Here is a 14,615-nt window from a genome sequence, read left to right as displayed (position 1 = left end):
CTGTCAGTGGCGCCTGCGACGCTGTTCGTCATGACGCGGACGGAATTCGAGAACCTTGCGTTCTTCTGGGGCTTGTGGACCTTCTTCGAGGCGATGTCGATCGCCGTGCTGTGGCAGAGCCGCTCCCGTGTGCTGGGTAACGGGGTGTACCGGATACGCGGCGTGCGGCGTGTCGGGCGAGGGGCGTGTGAGAGGCGAGTCGAGGCACTCCTCGCGGAGTTGGAGCGGAGGGGCGTACCGGAGGACGACAGGCCGGACAAGGGCCAACTCGTCGAGCGGTGGCACCGGACGGTCGTCGGTCGGTGCGTCTCTGTACTGCTCCAGGCGGTTCCCTTCCTGGCCGTCGTGCTCCCCTTCTGGTGGGCGACGTCGTTCGCCCGGACCATGGTCACGCCCTTCTGGATGTTCGCCGCGATCACTGCTTTCGGCGTCGTCTCGATCACGCTCATGGCCGCCGACGAACGGGCCACGGCGGTCTCCGACCCGGCCGGGGGCGTCACGGTGAAGGCCATCCACTTTCTGGAGGCGCTGCTCATCCCGGCCGGGCGCCGCGCACAGGACTCCGCGCTCGACATCCACGGCAATCTGTTCGGTCGCCTCTGCAACGCCCTGCGCGCCCAGGCCCGGCACGGGACCCGCACCATGCCCCCCGCCACCCGGGCACGGGTGCGAGAGACCACGGAACGCCTGGTCGGGTCCCTCGCCCACGGCAAACATCCCGACAAGTTCGGCGAGGGACCCGACCGTGAGGCAGCTGTACGCGACCTGTCCCGGCTCGTCGCCGGTGCCCTGCGCCGCAGTTGCCGCCCGCGCGCCCAGCGCGACAGCCTGGTGATCGTCGACTCCCGGCTTCTCGCGGACGCACGGGAACCCGACGAGGCGGGCGCCGCGAACGAGCCGCTCCGAAGCCGCCTGCTGGCAGGGGCGGGCAGGTTGGCAGTGGCTGTGGGACTTCTCGTCGGGGCGTTCCTCTTCCCGGGCGGGGGTGTCGCCTCGGGTCTGTTGATGTTCGCGGGCCTGGCGATCGTCGCCAAGGGCTCTCCGCTGCTCCGAGAAGGCCTGAACCGAGCCGGGGAGCTTTTCCTCGGTGGCTCGTCCCCGGACACCAGAGCACCGGAGCCGGGTGACGAGGAGCCGAGTCGCCCGCTGCCCGCCCCGCCCGCTCCCTGCCCCAACTGCGCCGACCGCTCACCCGTCACCGCCGGATCACGGTCGGTAGGGTGATGGACGACCAGGACAGACGGGTGAGCCGGCACGACACGAGGGCGAGGACGACGAGACGCATGGCCGCGCTGGAGGACAGCAGCCAGGGACGCGCACGGGACAGGCGATCGGTGTTCGAGCGCTACCAGGACGTGACGGGGGAGCAGGGCGTCATCGGCATGGACGACCTCGTTCTCCGGGAGACCGCTTCCGACGGTCAGCCGACCGACGTCGAGCGTGAGGACACTGACGAGGGCGTCGATCAAATCACCTCGCCTTTCGACCCTGAGCACATCGACATCGAGACCCGTACGACCACGGTCGACCTGCTCCTCTCCCGGCTCCGCAACGAGATGATCGACCTCGCCCCCGACTTTCAGCGTCGGGCGGGTATCTGGACGGACGAGAAGCAGAGCCGCCTGATCGAGTCGCTGCTCCTGCGCATCCCCATCCCGTCCTTCTACGCCGCAGAGCAGAAGGACGGCAGCTGGGCCATTGTGGACGGCATCCAGCGCCTGACATCGATCGCGCGTTTCTTCGACGCCGAGACGGTCAATGCTCCACCGCTGAAGCTGAAGGGCCTGGAGTACCTGCGCAACTTCGCGGGAGCGGGTCTTGAGGATCTTTCCGGCAAGCTCCAGATCCGGTTGCGTGAGACCGAGGTCGTCGTGCATGTCATCCGGCGCGGAACACCCGAACCGGTCATGTTCAACATCTTCGCTCGCATCAACACCGGCGGAGAGCCCCTCACCCGGCAGGAGATCCGGCACGCGCTGATCCCGGGCCGCGCCAGGACCTACCTCGCCGAGCTCGCCGGGACCGAGGAGTTCCGTAGTGCCACGGGCCACAGTGTCGTCGGGGACCGGATGGCCGACCGTGAGATGGCCCTGCGCTTCCTGGCCTTCAGGCTCACCGCTCCCGATGGATATCGCACAGGTGACTTCGACGGATTCCTGGCGGACGCCATGCACCGCATCAACCGCTTCGAGCCTGCGGACGAGGAGCGTCTTCGATACGAGTTCACCAGCGCCATGACGGCGGCTCAGACGATCTTCGGTAGCCATGCTTTCCGCAAATACCGCTCAGGCCAACAGCGCAAGTCACCTATCAACAAAGCCCTGTTCGAGACCATCGCGGTGAACCTGGCAGGGCTCGGCCAGGACCAGTACGACAGGCTGAGGCAGCTCGACGCTCTGGATGCCTTCGCGGACCTCATGGAGGACACGGAGTTCGAACGGTCCATCTCCGTGGCCACCGGCGACCCCAAGAAGGTTCGGAAGCGGTTCGACGCCGTGCAGGAACTCTTCGAAGACCTCCTCGAACACGGAGACGCCTGACAGTGATCACCCGGCTCACCCTGATCAACTTCAAGGCATTTCGCCGCCTTGAACTTCCTCTCGGGCCGCTGACCCTCCTCACCGGCCTGAACTCGTCCGGCAAGAGCAGTGTTCTCCAGGCCCTCCCCCTGCTTCGTCAGTCGTTCGGTCCTGATCGAGCGACATCCCCTGAAGAGGGGCTGCTGCTCAACGGCGAGCTGGTCGAGATGGGCACGGCGCGAGACCTTCTGCATGACGATTTCGGCCCTGCGTACGACCTCCTCGCCACCAGCGATCCGGTGGTGGGCTTCGTGGTCGAAGCGGAGGAGCCCGGCCGGTTCATCGCCCGCTACGATCTTGAGCAGCCCGACGAAGACGTGATGGAGGCCTACGACTTCCCCGGGTACCCGTCGTTGCTCGACCAGCCCTTCCAGTATCTCCACGCGGACCGCATCACTCCCGCCGTCACCTTCCCGCGGTCCCGTCAGATCGCCATCGACCGCGGATTCCTCGGCGTACGAGGCGAACACACTGTCAACTTCCTCCGCCACCACGCCGAGCGCGAGGTCCCCGAGGGCCCGCTCCGCCACGCTGACGCCCCCTCCCCACAGCTGCTCGACCAGACCGTCGCCTGGATGCAGGAACTCTGCCCCGGCGTGAACCTCCAGGCCTCCGCCGTCGAAGGCACCGACTTCGTCCGTCTCTCCTACGGATTCGGCGGCACCGCCGGTATCAACGCCACCCGCCGCCGTCGGCCGACCAACGTCGGGTTCGGGCTCACATACGCCCTGCCGATCGTGGTCGCCTGTCTCACGGCGACCGCCGAGAGCCTGATCCTGCTGGAGAACCCCGAAGCACATCTGCACCCCAAGGGACAGAGCCGGATGGCCGCCCTGATCTCCGCGGCCGCCGCCGCCGGAGCACAGATGGTCGTCGAGACCCACAGCGACCACGTCCTGAACGGTGTACGCATCGCTGTGAAACAAGAGGCCCTGCGGCCCGAAGACGCGGTCATCCACTTTTTCCGCGGCAACGGCTCGGGTGCCGAAGTCATCACCCCACGCGTCGACAAGGACGGCATGCTTGCCCAGTGGCCCGAAGGCTTCTTCGACGAGTGGGAGAACTCGCTCGACCAGCTGCTGGACTGACGACGGGCCGATTGGCCAACGGGCCATCATGGGGGAGAAATGCCACTGCTGTTCTTGAACGAAAAGTCCTTGAGAACCGCCTGCGACCCGGCCCGCGCCGAGCGAGCCATGGCCGACTTCGTCGACGCGGTGCGTGCCGTCGCCAAGGAGGATCCGGACGAGACCTCTCTGGTCAGCGAGACCGAGCTCAAGTCGCTGGAGATCGCCGAGGGTTACCCGGTCGGCAAGTGGATCGGCGGCAGCCCGAAGAATCACGTCCGCTGGCAGCGCCTCCTGGGTCTGCGCAACAGGTCTCCGGTCCGCAGTGTCTACCCGACGCCGGATGCCGATGGCCATCTGGAATACCGACATGAGGGCGAGAAGGTTCTGGGCCTGGGTGCCGCGCACTTCATGGACGGCATCGCGGTCAGCCTTCTGGTCGCCCCTGAGTGGCAGACGTCGATCGTCAGCCTCGAACGCAGTGAACTCGTCGAACTCGACGACGACTCCTTGGACTTCGACCATGAGACGGTCGAAGTCCGGCACATGTCCTCCCTGCCGCATGTCGAGGAACATCGGTCCTGGATCCGGGAGTCGAGCCTGGCCAGGGCGGCCAGCGGCCGCCAGATCTGGGAACGCAAGGGCGACCTGTACCCGCAGCTCCAGTTCCTGCCCCGCACCGAAGCCCAGCTGACCGACCTGGACCCGCGCTGGGTCGTACCCGTACGGCGCTGCCTGGAACGGCTGGACGCCGCGGCCGCGGTGTGGGATCCGGCCGCGGCGCCCGAACCGGAATGGCAGAGCAAGGTGACTCCGGAAGGCGAGACACGGAAGCGCGTCTGCCGGTTCGTGGACTTGGACGGGGAAGAGGAGACCTTCCACCTTCACGCCCCGCTTCACCCCGGGGGCCGGCCGTATCCACTTCCGGCTGATCGGGGAAGAAGGCAAGATCCGCATCGCCCACGTCGGCAGCAAGATCCGCCCGGACCTCTGACCCGTCAGACCACCGGCTCCCCCACCCCCAGCAGATTCCCCTCACTGTCCCGGAACCACGCCGCGCGCTCGCCCCGCGCCCCCTTGCTCGGGTAGTTCCCCTCGATCTCGGCGATGCCGCCCTCCGTACGGAACCCGGGCACGTCGACCTCCTCGAAGACCACCCCGCGTTGCCTCAGCTCCGTCACCACCGCCTCCACGTCGTCGACCTGCCAGCCCATCTGGGTGAAGGTGCCGGGCGAGGCCCCCGTGGACGTGAACAGGGCGAACTCCGTGCCACCGCCGCAGCGGTACAGCAGCCCGCCGGGGCGTTCGTCGACCGGCTCCAGGCCCAGTTTCTCGGCGTAGAAGCGTCTCGCGCGGTCCAGGTCCTGTGCGGGTAGCCGGGTAGCCACGCTTCCTCTGGCCAGAATGTTGCTGTTATTCCGGTTGTCGGGGTTCATGCCTCAGTTGACCATCTCGGCCACCCGTCGCCACGCCTTCCGGGGCAGTACGTCATTCGGCCGGCCGTCGATGATCTGGAGGGCCACATGATCAGCCCCCGCCGCATGGAATTCCTCCACCCGCGAGCGGATCCGGTCGTCGTCACCCCACGCGTACATCGCGTCGATCAGGCGGTCGCTGCCCCCGTCCGCGAAGTCGGAGTCGGTGAAGCCCAGGCGGAGGAAGGTGTTCGTGTAGTTCGGCAACCCCAGGTAGAAGGTGAGGTGGGCGCGGGCGGTCGTGCGGGCGTGGTCGGGGTCGGTCTCCAGGATCACCTTCAGCTCGGGGGCCAGGAGCGGGCCCTCGCCCAGCGTCTCGCGGGCCTCGGCGGTGTGTTCCGGGGTCACCAGGTACGGGTGGGAGCCGGCTGAGCGGTCGCGGGAGAGGCGGAGCATTCGGGGGCCGAGGGCTGCGAGGACCCGGCGGTCGGCGGGGACTCCGGCCGCGTCCAGGGCGTCCAGGTAGTCGACCATGGCGGCGTACGGGCGCCGGTACTGCTCCGTGAGCTTGGCGTGGCTCACGCCGAGGCCGAGGAGGAAGCGGCCGGGGTGGGCGGCTTCCAGGTCGGCGAAGCGTACGGCCGTGTCCGCGGCCTCGTGCTGCCAGATGCTCTGGATGCCGGTGGCGACGGTGATGTGCGCCGTCGCCTCGACGAGAGGGACGGCGTGGTCGACTGTCGTGCTGCCGCCGAGCCAGATCGCGCCGAAGCCGAGGTCCTCCAACTCGGCTGCGGCATCGGCCAGTTCACCTCTCCGGGTCGGGTCCTCCGTACGCAACCCGCTGCTCCAGATGCCGTACCGTCCCACGCTGTTCTCTTTGGCCATGCAAACGCCAACCCGCACACCTTCGCGATCTATTCCGCGCGAGCCGTCGACAAAAATCGTGTCGCATCCATTGACGTCCCTCCTGCCTCAGCTTTACCTTCTGGCCGAAGTTACGTACAACGTTCGCAATTTCGAACAATCTCCCCCCTTGATCCCCCTTGATCTCCCCTCTAGAGCCGCTCCCCGAAGGGACTTGCCGTGTTCCGCATTCAAGTCCGTCACTGGGTGACGTTGGGGGCCGCGTTGCTGGCCCTCTTCGCGTCGCTCCTCGCCGTCCAGCCCACGCAGCAGGCCGCCGCTGCCGACGGCAAGCCGTTCACCAACCCGGTCAAGTCCCAGAAGGGCGCCGACCCGTGGCTGGAGTACTACAACGGCAACTACTACCTGGTGACGACATCGTTCACCGGTGAGCTGACCATGCGGAAGTCGCCCACGCTGGCCGGGCTGAGTACCGCGCCCAGCGTGCAGGTGTGGTCGGACAGCACCAGCAGCCGCAACTGGAACATGTGGGCCCCGGAGATCCACTTCGTCAACGGCAAGTGGTACCTCTACTACTCCGCCGGGCCGCGCGCCTCCGCCTGCTGCGACGACCAGCGCACCCATGTGCTGGAGAGCGCCGGGTCCGACCCGATGGGGCCGTACACCTTCAAGAACACCCTCACCGGCTCCAACCTGAACCCCAACGGCTGGCTGATCGACGCCAGCGTGCTCAAGCACAACGACAAGCTGTACCTGGTCGGCAGCGGTTCGGCCGGCGGCAGCAAGCAGAGCCTCGTCATCGCGCCGCTCAGCAACCCGTACACGCTCGCCAGTTCCACCTTCACCGTCATCTCCAGCCCGACGCTCAGCTGGGAGACGCAGAGTGGTGAGGTGAACGAGGGGCCCGAGCCGCTGTACCGCAACGGGCGTACCTTCCTCGTCTACTCCGCCAGCGCCTGCTGGGGGCCCGACTACAAGCTCGGGCAGCTGGAGCTGACCGGTTCCGACCCGCTGCTCGCCTCCTCCTGGACGAAGAAGCAGACGCCGGTCTTCCAGCGCAGCGACGCCAACAGCGTGTACGCGCCCGGCCACAACGGGTTCTTCACCTCGCCCGACGGCACCGAGAACTGGATCGTCTACCACGCGAACGACGCGGCGAGCGACGGCTGCGACAACGGCCGTACGACCCGCGCCCAGAAGTTCACGTGGAACGCGGACGGCACGCCGAACTTCGGTACCCCGGTCGCCCTCGGTACGACCCTCGCCGGCCCCTCCGGTGAGACGGCGACGACGCCGACCGCGTACACGATCGTCAACCGCAACAGCGGCAAGTGCCTGGACGTCAACGGCGGCAGCACGGCCGACGGCGCCAACATCTTCCAGTGGACCTGCAACGGCGGGGCCAACCAGAAGTGGCGCGTCGAGGACATGGCCGACGACACCAGCCGCCTCGTGAACGTCGCCACCGGCAAGGTCGCCGACGTCGCCGAGTGCGCGAGCGCCGACGGCACCGACATCCGGCAGTGGTCCTGGCTGAACAACAACTGCCAGAAGTTCCGCATGGTCTACCTCGGCGGCGACTACGTGCGGATCGTCAACGCCTCCACCGGCAAGGTCATGGACGTCACGGACTGTGGCACCGCCAACGGCACCGACGTACGCCAGTGGTCCTGGCTCAACAACAACTGCCAGCAGTGGCGGCTCGTCCCCACGACCGCCTGATCCCCCACATCCTGATCCCCCACATCCTGACCCCCGAAGGGCCGCAACAAGACATGAGACGACTCGTCAGACGGGTTCTGGTGGCCGCCGCGGCGGCGCTCACCGTGCTCACCGGCGTCACCACCCCCGCCCAGGCCGCCGCGCCCGCGTCCCCGGCCGTCACCTTCACCAACCCGATAGCCGAGCAGCGGGCCGACCCGCACATCTTCAAGCACACCGACGGCTACTACTACTTCACGGCCACCGTCCCGGCGTACGACAAGATCGTGATGCGCCGGGCCACCACCCTCCAGGGCCTGGCCACGGCCACGGAGACCACCATCTGGACCAAGCACGCCAGTGGTGACATGGGCGCCCACATCTGGGCGCCGGAGATCCACTTCATCGACGGCAAGTGGTACGTGTACTTCGCGGCCGGCGCCACGAACGACATCTGGAAGATCCGCCCGTACGTCCTGGAGACCAGCGCGGCCAACCCGCTGACCGGCACCTGGACCGAGAGGGGCCGGATCTCCCTGCCCCTGGACACCTTCTCGCTGGACGCCACCACCTTCACGCACAACGGCACCCGCTATCTCAGCTGGGCGCAGAACGACCCGGCGGTCGGCACCGGCACCAACCTGTACCTGGCGAAGATGTCCAACCCCTGGACCATCAGCGGCAGCCCGGTGATGATCTCCACGCCCACGTACTCCTGGGAGACCGTCGGACACCGCGTCAACGAGGGCCCGGCCGTCATCCAGAAGAACGGCAAGGTCTTCATGTCCTTCTCGGCCAGCGCCACCGACGCCAACTACTGCCTCGGCCTGCTGACCGCCTCCGCGACCGCGGACCTCATGAACCCGGCCTCCTGGGCGAAGACCTCCACCCCGGTCTTCACGAGCAACGCGGCCACCAGCCAGTACGGCCCCGGCCACAACACCTTCACGGTCTCCGAGGACGGCAAGTCGGACATCCTCGTCTACCACGACCGCAGCTACAAGGACATCAGCGGCGACCCGCTCAACGACCCCAACCGCCGCACCCGCTACCAGAAGCTGTACTGGAACGCCGACGGCACACCCAACTTCGGTATCCCGGTGGCTGATGGCGCGACCCCGGTCCGCCTCTCCTCGTACAACTACCCGGACAGGTTCATCCGGCACTGGGAGTACCGCGCGAAGCTGGAGGCCAACGTCACCAACCTCGCCGACTCGCAGTTCCGGGTCGTCACCGGCCTCACGGGCAGCGGCACGGTCTCGCTGGAGTCGGCGAACTTCCCCGGCTACTACCTCCGCCACAAGAACAACGAGCTGTGGGTGGAGAAGGACGACGGCACGGCGCTGTTCGACGCGGACGCCTCCTTCCACCAGCGGGCGGGCCTCGCCGACACCGCCGCCGGGGTCTCGTACGAGTCGTACAACTTCCCCGGCCGCTACATCCGGCACTTCAACAACCTGCTCTACACCCAGCCGGTGAGCACGGCCCTCGACCGGCAGGACGCGACCTTCTACAAGGAGTAGGGCCGGCACGTTCGGTTCGCGAGTCGGATGCGCCTTGGGGGCGTGGGGCCGTCGCGGTCTGTCGGTCCGTTGTGGCTGATCGCGCAGTTCCCCGCGCCCCTTACGGGGCGCCGCCCTGGTCCGGCGGTGTCACCTGCACCAACCCCGACTGGTACGCCATCACCACCAGCTGAGCCCTGTCCCTGGCCCCCAGCTTCGTCATCGCCCGGTGGACGTGGGTGCGTACCGTCAGCGGGCTGACGTACAGCTTCTCCGCGATCTCGTCGTTGGAGTGGCCCTCGGCGGCCAGGGACATGACCTCGCGTTCGCGGGTGGTGAGGATGGCCAGCTGGTCGGGGGTGGCGAGGCGGCTGCCGGGGGCGGGGGCGGCGAGGAAGCGGGTGATGAGGGTGCGGGTGGCGGCGGGGGAGAGGAGGGTGTCGCCGGCGGCCACCGTGCGGATGCCGTCGAGGAGCACGTCGGCGGTGACGTCCTTGCCGAGGAAGCCGCTGGCGCCGGAGCGAAGCGCCTGGGCCACGTACTCGTCGATCTCGAAGGTCGTGAGAATCAGTACGCGGGTGTCGGCCAGTTCCTCCTCGGCGCAGATCACGGCCGTGGCGGTGAGCCCGTCGGTGCCGGGCATACGGATGTCCATGAGGACCACGTCGGGGCGGTGGATACGGACGAGGTCGACCGCCTCCCGGCCGTCGGTGGCCTCGGCGACCACCTCCATGTCCGCGCAGGAGTCGATGAGGATCCGGAAGGTGGCCCGCAGGAGGGCCTGGTCGTCGGCGAGCAGGACACGAATGGTCATGGTGCTGTGCTACTTCCGCTGGTCGTGGGTCGGTTGCGCGTCCGGTTCAGGGGTGCGGGGGCGAGGGCGCAGCGGCAGGTCGGTGCTGACCTCGAAGCCGCCTTCGGGACGGTGACCGGCGCTCAGGCAGCCGCCGACGGACCTGGCGCGCTCGCGCATGCCGATGAGGCCGAAGCCACGGCCGGGTGCCGGGGTGCCGGCGGGGCGCGCCGTGCCGTCGCCGCCGTCGTCGGTGACCGTGACCGTCAGGTGGGCCTCCTCGTACGCGAGGCGGATGCGCGCCGCGTCCACGGCGGCGTGCTTGCTGACGTTGGTGAGGGCTTCCTGCACGATCCGGTACGCGGTCAGGTCCACGCCGGGGTCGAGCTGCCCCGGGGCGCCCTCCGTGGTGACGGTGACCGTGAGCCCGGCGGACTCGTACGAGGCCGTCAGATCCGGGAGCTGGTCGAGTCCGGGGGTGGGCGCGAGCGGGGCCTCGGGGTCGTCGGGCCGGCGCAGCACACCGACGGTGGACTTCAGCTCGCGCAGCGCCGACGACGTGGTGGCCGTCAGGTCGGTGAGGATCCGGTGGGCCTGCTCGGGGTCGGTGCGGGTGAGGTGTGCGGCGGTGCCCGCCTGGGCGTTGGCGAGGGCCAGGTGGTGGGCGACCACGTCGTGCAGATCGCGGGCGATGCGCATCCGTTCCTCGGTGACCCGGAGCTGGGCCTCCTCCTCCCGGGTGCGCTCGGCGTGTTCGGCGCGGGCCTGCACCGACTTCAGGTAGGCCCGCCGGATCTGGGTCGCCCGGCCCGCGGCGAGGGGCAGCAGCAGCCAGAAGACGGGGCCGATCGTCCTGATCAACAGCGAGAGGTGGTTCATGGAGTCGGAGAGCACGGCCGCGAGGGTCATCGCCGCGATGGTGGTGAGGCCGTAGGCGCGGGTGGACTGCCGGTCGGTGAGGGTGGCCAGCCAGTAGAGCGCCGCCATGATCGGTGCCAGCAGCAGGGGGGTGATCAGATAGCCCAGCGTGATCGCGACCCCGGTGCAGACGACGGTCACGACGAGGGCGCTGCGCGGGTGGGCACGGTACTTGAGCAGGGCGAGACAGGACACGCCCATCACAGCGACGCCGAGTTCGTCCTGGTCCGGTGGCTCGGCGCCGGGCAGGGTGAGTGCCATGCCGAGGACCGCGCACCCCATCAGCGTGACGACCATCGCCAGGTCGACGAGGAAGGGATGGCGGTGGGAGAACTCCTCCAGGCGATCCGCGTAGCGCCGTTCCAGGCTGATACTCATCGGTGACTCCGGTCGGTGGGGCTGGGGGACCATGCTGGTCGAATTCGGGTGCGAACGCCCCGAGGGCCGCCCGTGTCCTTGGCCACGGACGGCCCCCGGTGGGGGTGGGCGGTTGGCTCAGGTGCGCGTCACTTCCAGGTCGGCCGGGTCGGTCGTCCTGGCCGTGTCGGCCGGGGCCGGATCCGCGTCGGCGCGGCGGGTGAGCGCCTCACCCTCCACATCGACGTGGGGCAGCATCCGGTCCAGCCACTTCGGCAGCCACCACGCCTTGTCGCCGAGCAGGGCGAGCACGGCGGGCACGATCGCCATGCGGACGACGAACGCGTCGAACAGGACCGCCGAGGCCAGCCCGAACCCGATCATCTTGATCATGGAGTCGCTCTCGCCGATGAACCCGGCGAACACCGCGATCATGATCAGGGCAGCGGCCACGACCACCCGGGCGCTGTGCCGGAAGCCGCTGGTGATCGCCTCGTCGGCCCGGTCGCCGTGGACGTACGCCTCCCGCATCCGGGAGACGAGGAACACCTCGTAGTCCATGGCCAGGCCGAAGACGATGCCCACCAGGAAGATCGGCATCAGGCTCATGATCGGGCCGGTCTGCTCCACGCCCAGGAGTTCCGCGCCGTGGCCCTGCTGGAAGACCAGGACGACCACGCCGAGCGACGCGAGCACCGACAGCAGGAAGCCGACGGCCGCCTTGAGCGGGACGAGCAGGGAGCGGAAGACGACCATCAGCAGGAGGACGGCCAGGCCGACCACGACCAGCAGATACGGGACCAGCGCGGACTGCACCTTGCCGGAGATGTCGATGTTCAGCGCGGTGGTGCCGGTGACCTCGAACGTCGCTCCGGTCTCGGACTCGATGCCGGGACGCTCGTCCCGGATGACGGTCACCAGGTCCTTGGTCTTCTCGTCGGTCGGCGCGGTGGCGGGCACGGCCGAGAAGACGGCGGTGTCGCCGGCCTCGTTGAAGCGTGCGGGGGAGACGGACACGATCCCCTTGGTGGCACCGATCTCCTTCGCGACCGTCTCCGCGGCGCCCTTCGCGTCGTCCGTGCCCCTGGCGTCCACCACGATCGTCAGCGGCCCGTTGAACCCGGGTCCGAAGCCCTCGGCGAGCGCGTCGTAGGCGCGGCGCTCGGTGGTGGAGGTCGGCTTGGCCTCGTCGCCGGGCATGCCCAGCTGTAGACCGGTCATCGGCACCGCGAGCGCGCCGAGTCCGATGACACCGAGGATCAGTACCGGCACGGGGCGGCGCAGCACGAACCGGGACCAGCGGGTGCCCCCGTTGTTCTCGCTGCTCTCCTCCATACGGCCGCTCCTGCGCGCCTTCCGTGCCAGCACGGCGTTCGGCCAGCAGCCGAGGAGGGCCGGGACCAGGGTCAGCGCGATCAGTACGGCGACGACGACGGCGCCCGCGGCGGCCAGCCCCATCTTCGTCAGCATCGGGATGCCGACCACCGACAGTCCGGCCAGCGCGATGACGACGGTGAGCCCGGCGAACACGACCGCCGATCCGGCCGTGCCCGTGGCGAGAGCGGTCGCCTCCTGGGGCGTACGGCCCTTGGAGCGCTCCTCGCGGTAGCGGGAGACGACGAACAGGGCGTAGTCGATGCCGACCGCGAGGCCCAGCATCATCGCGAGGGTGCCGGTCGTGGTGGACAGGCCGAAGGCGTCGGACAGGGCGAGGATCGAGGCCATGCTGAAGCCGACACCGACGAGCGCGGTCAGCAGCGGCAGCCCCGCCGCGGCCAGCGAGCCGAAGGTGACCAGCAGGACGACGGCGGCGATGGCCACGCCGATCACCTCGGCCATCCCGCCCGCACCGGCCTGTTCGGCCACCGCGTCGCCACCGGCCTCGACGGTCAGCCCGGCGTCCTGGGCCGCGTGGAGCGCGTCCTCCAGGTGGGTCCGGCTGGCGTCGGTGAGGTCGTTCGCGGCGGCCTCGTAGGTGACGGTCGCGTAGGCCGTCGAGCCGTCCTGGCTGACCGCCTGCGCCTGGAACGGGTCGACGGCGCTCGCGACCTGCGAGCCGTCGGCCAGATCGGCGACGGTGTCCTCGACGGCCTTCTTGTTCTCGGTGGCGGTGACCTTCTCGCCGCTCGGCGCGACGAACACGACCCGGGCGGTGGCGCCGTCGGCCGTGACGCCGGGGAAGCGCTGTTCCAGCAGGTCGAACGCCTTCTGGGACTCGATGCCCGGCATGGAGAACTCCTCGTCGGAGGCTCCGGGGGCCTTGAGGGCGCCGACACCTACGGCGCCCAGTACCGCCACCCACAACAGGATGACGTACCAGCGTTTGCGGAAGGCCAGCCGGCCCAGCCGATGAAGGAAGGTTGCCATGGGTCGCAGGTCTCCACGTCAGAAGTCTCGGATGCCTGCCCAGACTCCCGGCCGGGACCCCCTCCCGTCGTCGTGCGGCTGCCGACAATCCCGGCTACTCGGAACGCAGTACGACCCGACCGCCGGGTCACCCCGGGGTATGACCGGTGTATGGCCGGGGTACGACCGGAGGTCGGTCTACATGGCGTGCAGGGTGTCGCGGGAGGCCTTGATGAAGGTCCTCAGCGCCTGCCAGAACGGCGCGTAACAGGCGTCGAAGCGGGCGACGGCACCGGTATCGCCCTCGATCATCGCCTCGATCGCCTTGTGGAAGGGGCTCGTCGACCGCCTGACGGTGTTGGCGAGATCGGCGACCTCGTCGGGTCCTTCCAGCGAGACGACCCAGGTGAGGTTCCGCAGCGCGGCGTACTCGTCCCGTTGCCGCTCACGCAGCCGTCGCAGCTCCTCGACCTGCTCCGGCCCGAGCCCGCCGCCCTCGGCGCCCCGGACCACGTCGGACACTTTCCAGTGCACATCGTTCAGCCGCTGCGCCTGCTCCATGAACTCCGCGTACGCCGTCCGCCGGGCCTCCCGCAGCCGCTCCACCCGCTGCGCGCTCGCCGTCGTGTCCGCCTGTATGCGCGCCGCCCGCGCGGTCCCCCTGCTCGTCACCCAGCTCGCGAGCACGGCCGTCCCGGCGGTGAGCGCGGCGATCCAGAACGCGCTGTCAGCCACGGCGGGAGCCCAGCGAGCGTTCGGTGACCCGGGCCAGGTGGGCCGCGAAGACCGCGCGGGCGTCCGGGGTGAGGGTGCGCAGGGCGACCAGGGCCGTGATGACCACGTCGCACAGCTCCGACTGGACGTCGTCCCAGGTGTGGGTGGTGCCCTTGCGCGGGTTCTGGCCGGTCGCGCCGATGACCGCCTGCGCGACCTCGCCGACCTCCTCCTGGAGCTTCAACATCCGCAGGAGCAGGCCCTCTTGGCCGCCGTACGGTTGGTCCGCCTCCAGCCAGGCGTGGAGGCGGGAGACGGACGGCCAGAGGTCGTCGGGGGAGTGGGTCTGCTCGCTCATG

At 69.0% G+C, this 14,615-nt stretch carries 13 protein-coding genes; 6 read left to right on the top strand and 7 right to left on the bottom strand.

The window, feature by feature from the left end; all coding sequences use genetic code 11:
• Positions 1–30 precede the first annotated feature (30 nt).
• Genes ACFU53_RS12890 through ACFU53_RS12875 form a run of 4 tightly spaced genes read left to right on the top strand, consistent with a single transcriptional unit; the run spans position 31 to position 4,735 of the window.
• Entirely contained in the window at positions 31–1,224 is a 1,194-nt protein-coding gene (locus ACFU53_RS12890; protein ID WP_383990046.1) for a hypothetical protein, read from the top strand.
• Positions 1,225–1,283: 59 nt separating this feature from the next.
• The gene (locus ACFU53_RS12885) at positions 1,284–2,540 is read left to right on the top strand and encodes a DUF262 domain-containing protein (protein WP_383990043.1); all 1,257 of its coding nucleotides are present in this window, start codon (positions 1,284–1,286) and stop codon (positions 2,538–2,540) included.
• 2 nt (positions 2,541–2,542) lie between these two features.
• Entirely contained in the window at positions 2,543–3,667 is a 1,125-nt protein-coding gene (locus tag ACFU53_RS12880; RefSeq protein WP_383990040.1) for a DUF3696 domain-containing protein, read from the top strand.
• A 54-nt stretch (positions 3,668–3,721) separates the two neighbouring features.
• The gene (locus tag ACFU53_RS12875; RefSeq protein ID WP_383990037.1) at positions 3,722–4,735 is read left to right on the top strand and encodes a hypothetical protein; all 1,014 of its coding nucleotides are present in this window, start codon (positions 3,722–3,724) and stop codon (positions 4,733–4,735) included.
• Here ACFU53_RS12875 and ACFU53_RS12870 read toward each other — a convergent pair.
• Complete coding sequence (locus tag ACFU53_RS12870) at positions 4,645–5,082, bottom strand: VOC family protein (RefSeq protein WP_383990034.1); 438 nt, start codon at positions 5,080–5,082, stop codon at positions 4,645–4,647. The genes ACFU53_RS12875 and ACFU53_RS12870 overlap by 91 nt on opposite strands.
• Positions 5,083–5,085: 3 nt before the next feature.
• Positions 5,086–5,946 (bottom strand): LLM class F420-dependent oxidoreductase, encoded by an 861-nt coding sequence (locus tag ACFU53_RS12865; RefSeq protein WP_383990031.1) that lies wholly within the window; start codon positions 5,944–5,946, stop codon positions 5,086–5,088.
• A 198-nt stretch (positions 5,947–6,144) separates the two neighbouring features.
• Here ACFU53_RS12865 and ACFU53_RS12860 point away from each other — a divergent pair, with 198 nt between their 5' ends.
• Together ACFU53_RS12860 and ACFU53_RS12855 are read left to right on the top strand one after the other, a co-directional pair.
• Complete coding sequence (locus ACFU53_RS12860; RefSeq protein ID WP_383990028.1) at positions 6,145–7,647, top strand: family 43 glycosylhydrolase; 1,503 nt, start codon at positions 6,145–6,147, stop codon at positions 7,645–7,647.
• A gap of 53 nt (positions 7,648–7,700) precedes the next feature.
• Positions 7,701–9,149 (top strand): family 43 glycosylhydrolase, encoded by a 1,449-nt coding sequence (locus tag ACFU53_RS12855; RefSeq protein ID WP_383990024.1) that lies wholly within the window; start codon positions 7,701–7,703, stop codon positions 9,147–9,149.
• 100 nt (positions 9,150–9,249) lie between these two features.
• Here ACFU53_RS12855 and ACFU53_RS12850 read toward each other — a convergent pair whose 3' ends face one another.
• From ACFU53_RS12850 to ACFU53_RS12830, 5 genes are all read right to left on the bottom strand, one after another.
• Positions 9,250–9,942 (bottom strand): response regulator, encoded by a 693-nt coding sequence (locus ACFU53_RS12850; protein WP_383990021.1) that lies wholly within the window; start codon positions 9,940–9,942, stop codon positions 9,250–9,252.
• Positions 9,943–9,951: 9 nt separating this feature from the next.
• Positions 9,952–11,217: a sensor histidine kinase gene (locus ACFU53_RS12845; protein ID WP_383990018.1), complete on the bottom strand. Its 1,266-nt coding sequence runs from the start codon at positions 11,215–11,217 to the stop codon at positions 9,952–9,954.
• Between the two features lie 117 nt (positions 11,218–11,334).
• Positions 11,335–13,563, bottom strand: a complete 2,229-nt coding sequence (locus tag ACFU53_RS12840) for an MMPL family transporter (protein ID WP_383990015.1) — start codon at positions 13,561–13,563, stop codon at positions 11,335–11,337.
• Positions 13,564–13,740: 177 nt separating this feature from the next.
• Positions 13,741–14,277, bottom strand: a complete 537-nt coding sequence (locus ACFU53_RS12835; RefSeq protein ID WP_383990012.1) for a hypothetical protein — start codon at positions 14,275–14,277, stop codon at positions 13,741–13,743.
• The gene (locus tag ACFU53_RS12830) at positions 14,270–14,614 is read right to left on the bottom strand and encodes a MazG-like family protein (RefSeq protein WP_383990009.1); all 345 of its coding nucleotides are present in this window, start codon (positions 14,612–14,614) and stop codon (positions 14,270–14,272) included. The genes ACFU53_RS12835 and ACFU53_RS12830 overlap by 8 nt, the downstream gene beginning before the upstream one ends.
• Position 14,615: the final 1 nt, after the last annotated feature.

The organism is Streptomyces sp. NPDC057474 (assembly GCF_042802555.1).
Classification (GTDB): Bacteria; Actinomycetota; Actinomycetes; order Streptomycetales; family Streptomycetaceae; genus Streptomyces.
This window is presented reverse-complemented; position numbering and strand designations above follow the sequence as displayed.

What these genes read in the sequence shown, in the direction of transcription:
- ACFU53_RS12890 (WP_383990046.1), top strand. Translation starts at nt 31, where the DNA reads ATGACGCGGACGGAATTCGAGAACCTTGCGTTCTTCTGGGGCTTGTGG.
- ACFU53_RS12885 (WP_383990043.1), top strand. Translation starts at nt 1,284, where the DNA reads ATGGCCGCGCTGGAGGACAGCAGCCAGGGACGCGCACGGGACAGGCGA.
- ACFU53_RS12870 (WP_383990034.1), bottom strand. Translation starts at nt 5,082, where the DNA reads ATGAACCCCGACAACCGGAATAACAGCAACATTCTGGCCAGAGGAAGC.
- ACFU53_RS12865 (WP_383990031.1), bottom strand. Translation starts at nt 5,946, where the DNA reads ATGGCCAAAGAGAACAGCGTGGGACGGTACGGCATCTGGAGCAGCGGG.
- ACFU53_RS12855 (WP_383990024.1), top strand. Translation starts at nt 7,701, where the DNA reads ATGAGACGACTCGTCAGACGGGTTCTGGTGGCCGCCGCGGCGGCGCTC.
- ACFU53_RS12850 (WP_383990021.1), bottom strand. Translation starts at nt 9,942, where the DNA reads ATGACCATTCGTGTCCTGCTCGCCGACGACCAGGCCCTCCTGCGGGCC.
- ACFU53_RS12845 (WP_383990018.1), bottom strand. Translation starts at nt 11,217, where the DNA reads ATGAGTATCAGCCTGGAACGGCGCTACGCGGATCGCCTGGAGGAGTTC.
- ACFU53_RS12840 (WP_383990015.1), bottom strand. Translation starts at nt 13,563, where the DNA reads ATGGCAACCTTCCTTCATCGGCTGGGCCGGCTGGCCTTCCGCAAACGC.
- ACFU53_RS12830 (WP_383990009.1), bottom strand. Translation starts at nt 14,614, where the DNA reads ATGAGCGAGCAGACCCACTCCCCCGACGACCTCTGGCCGTCCGTCTCC.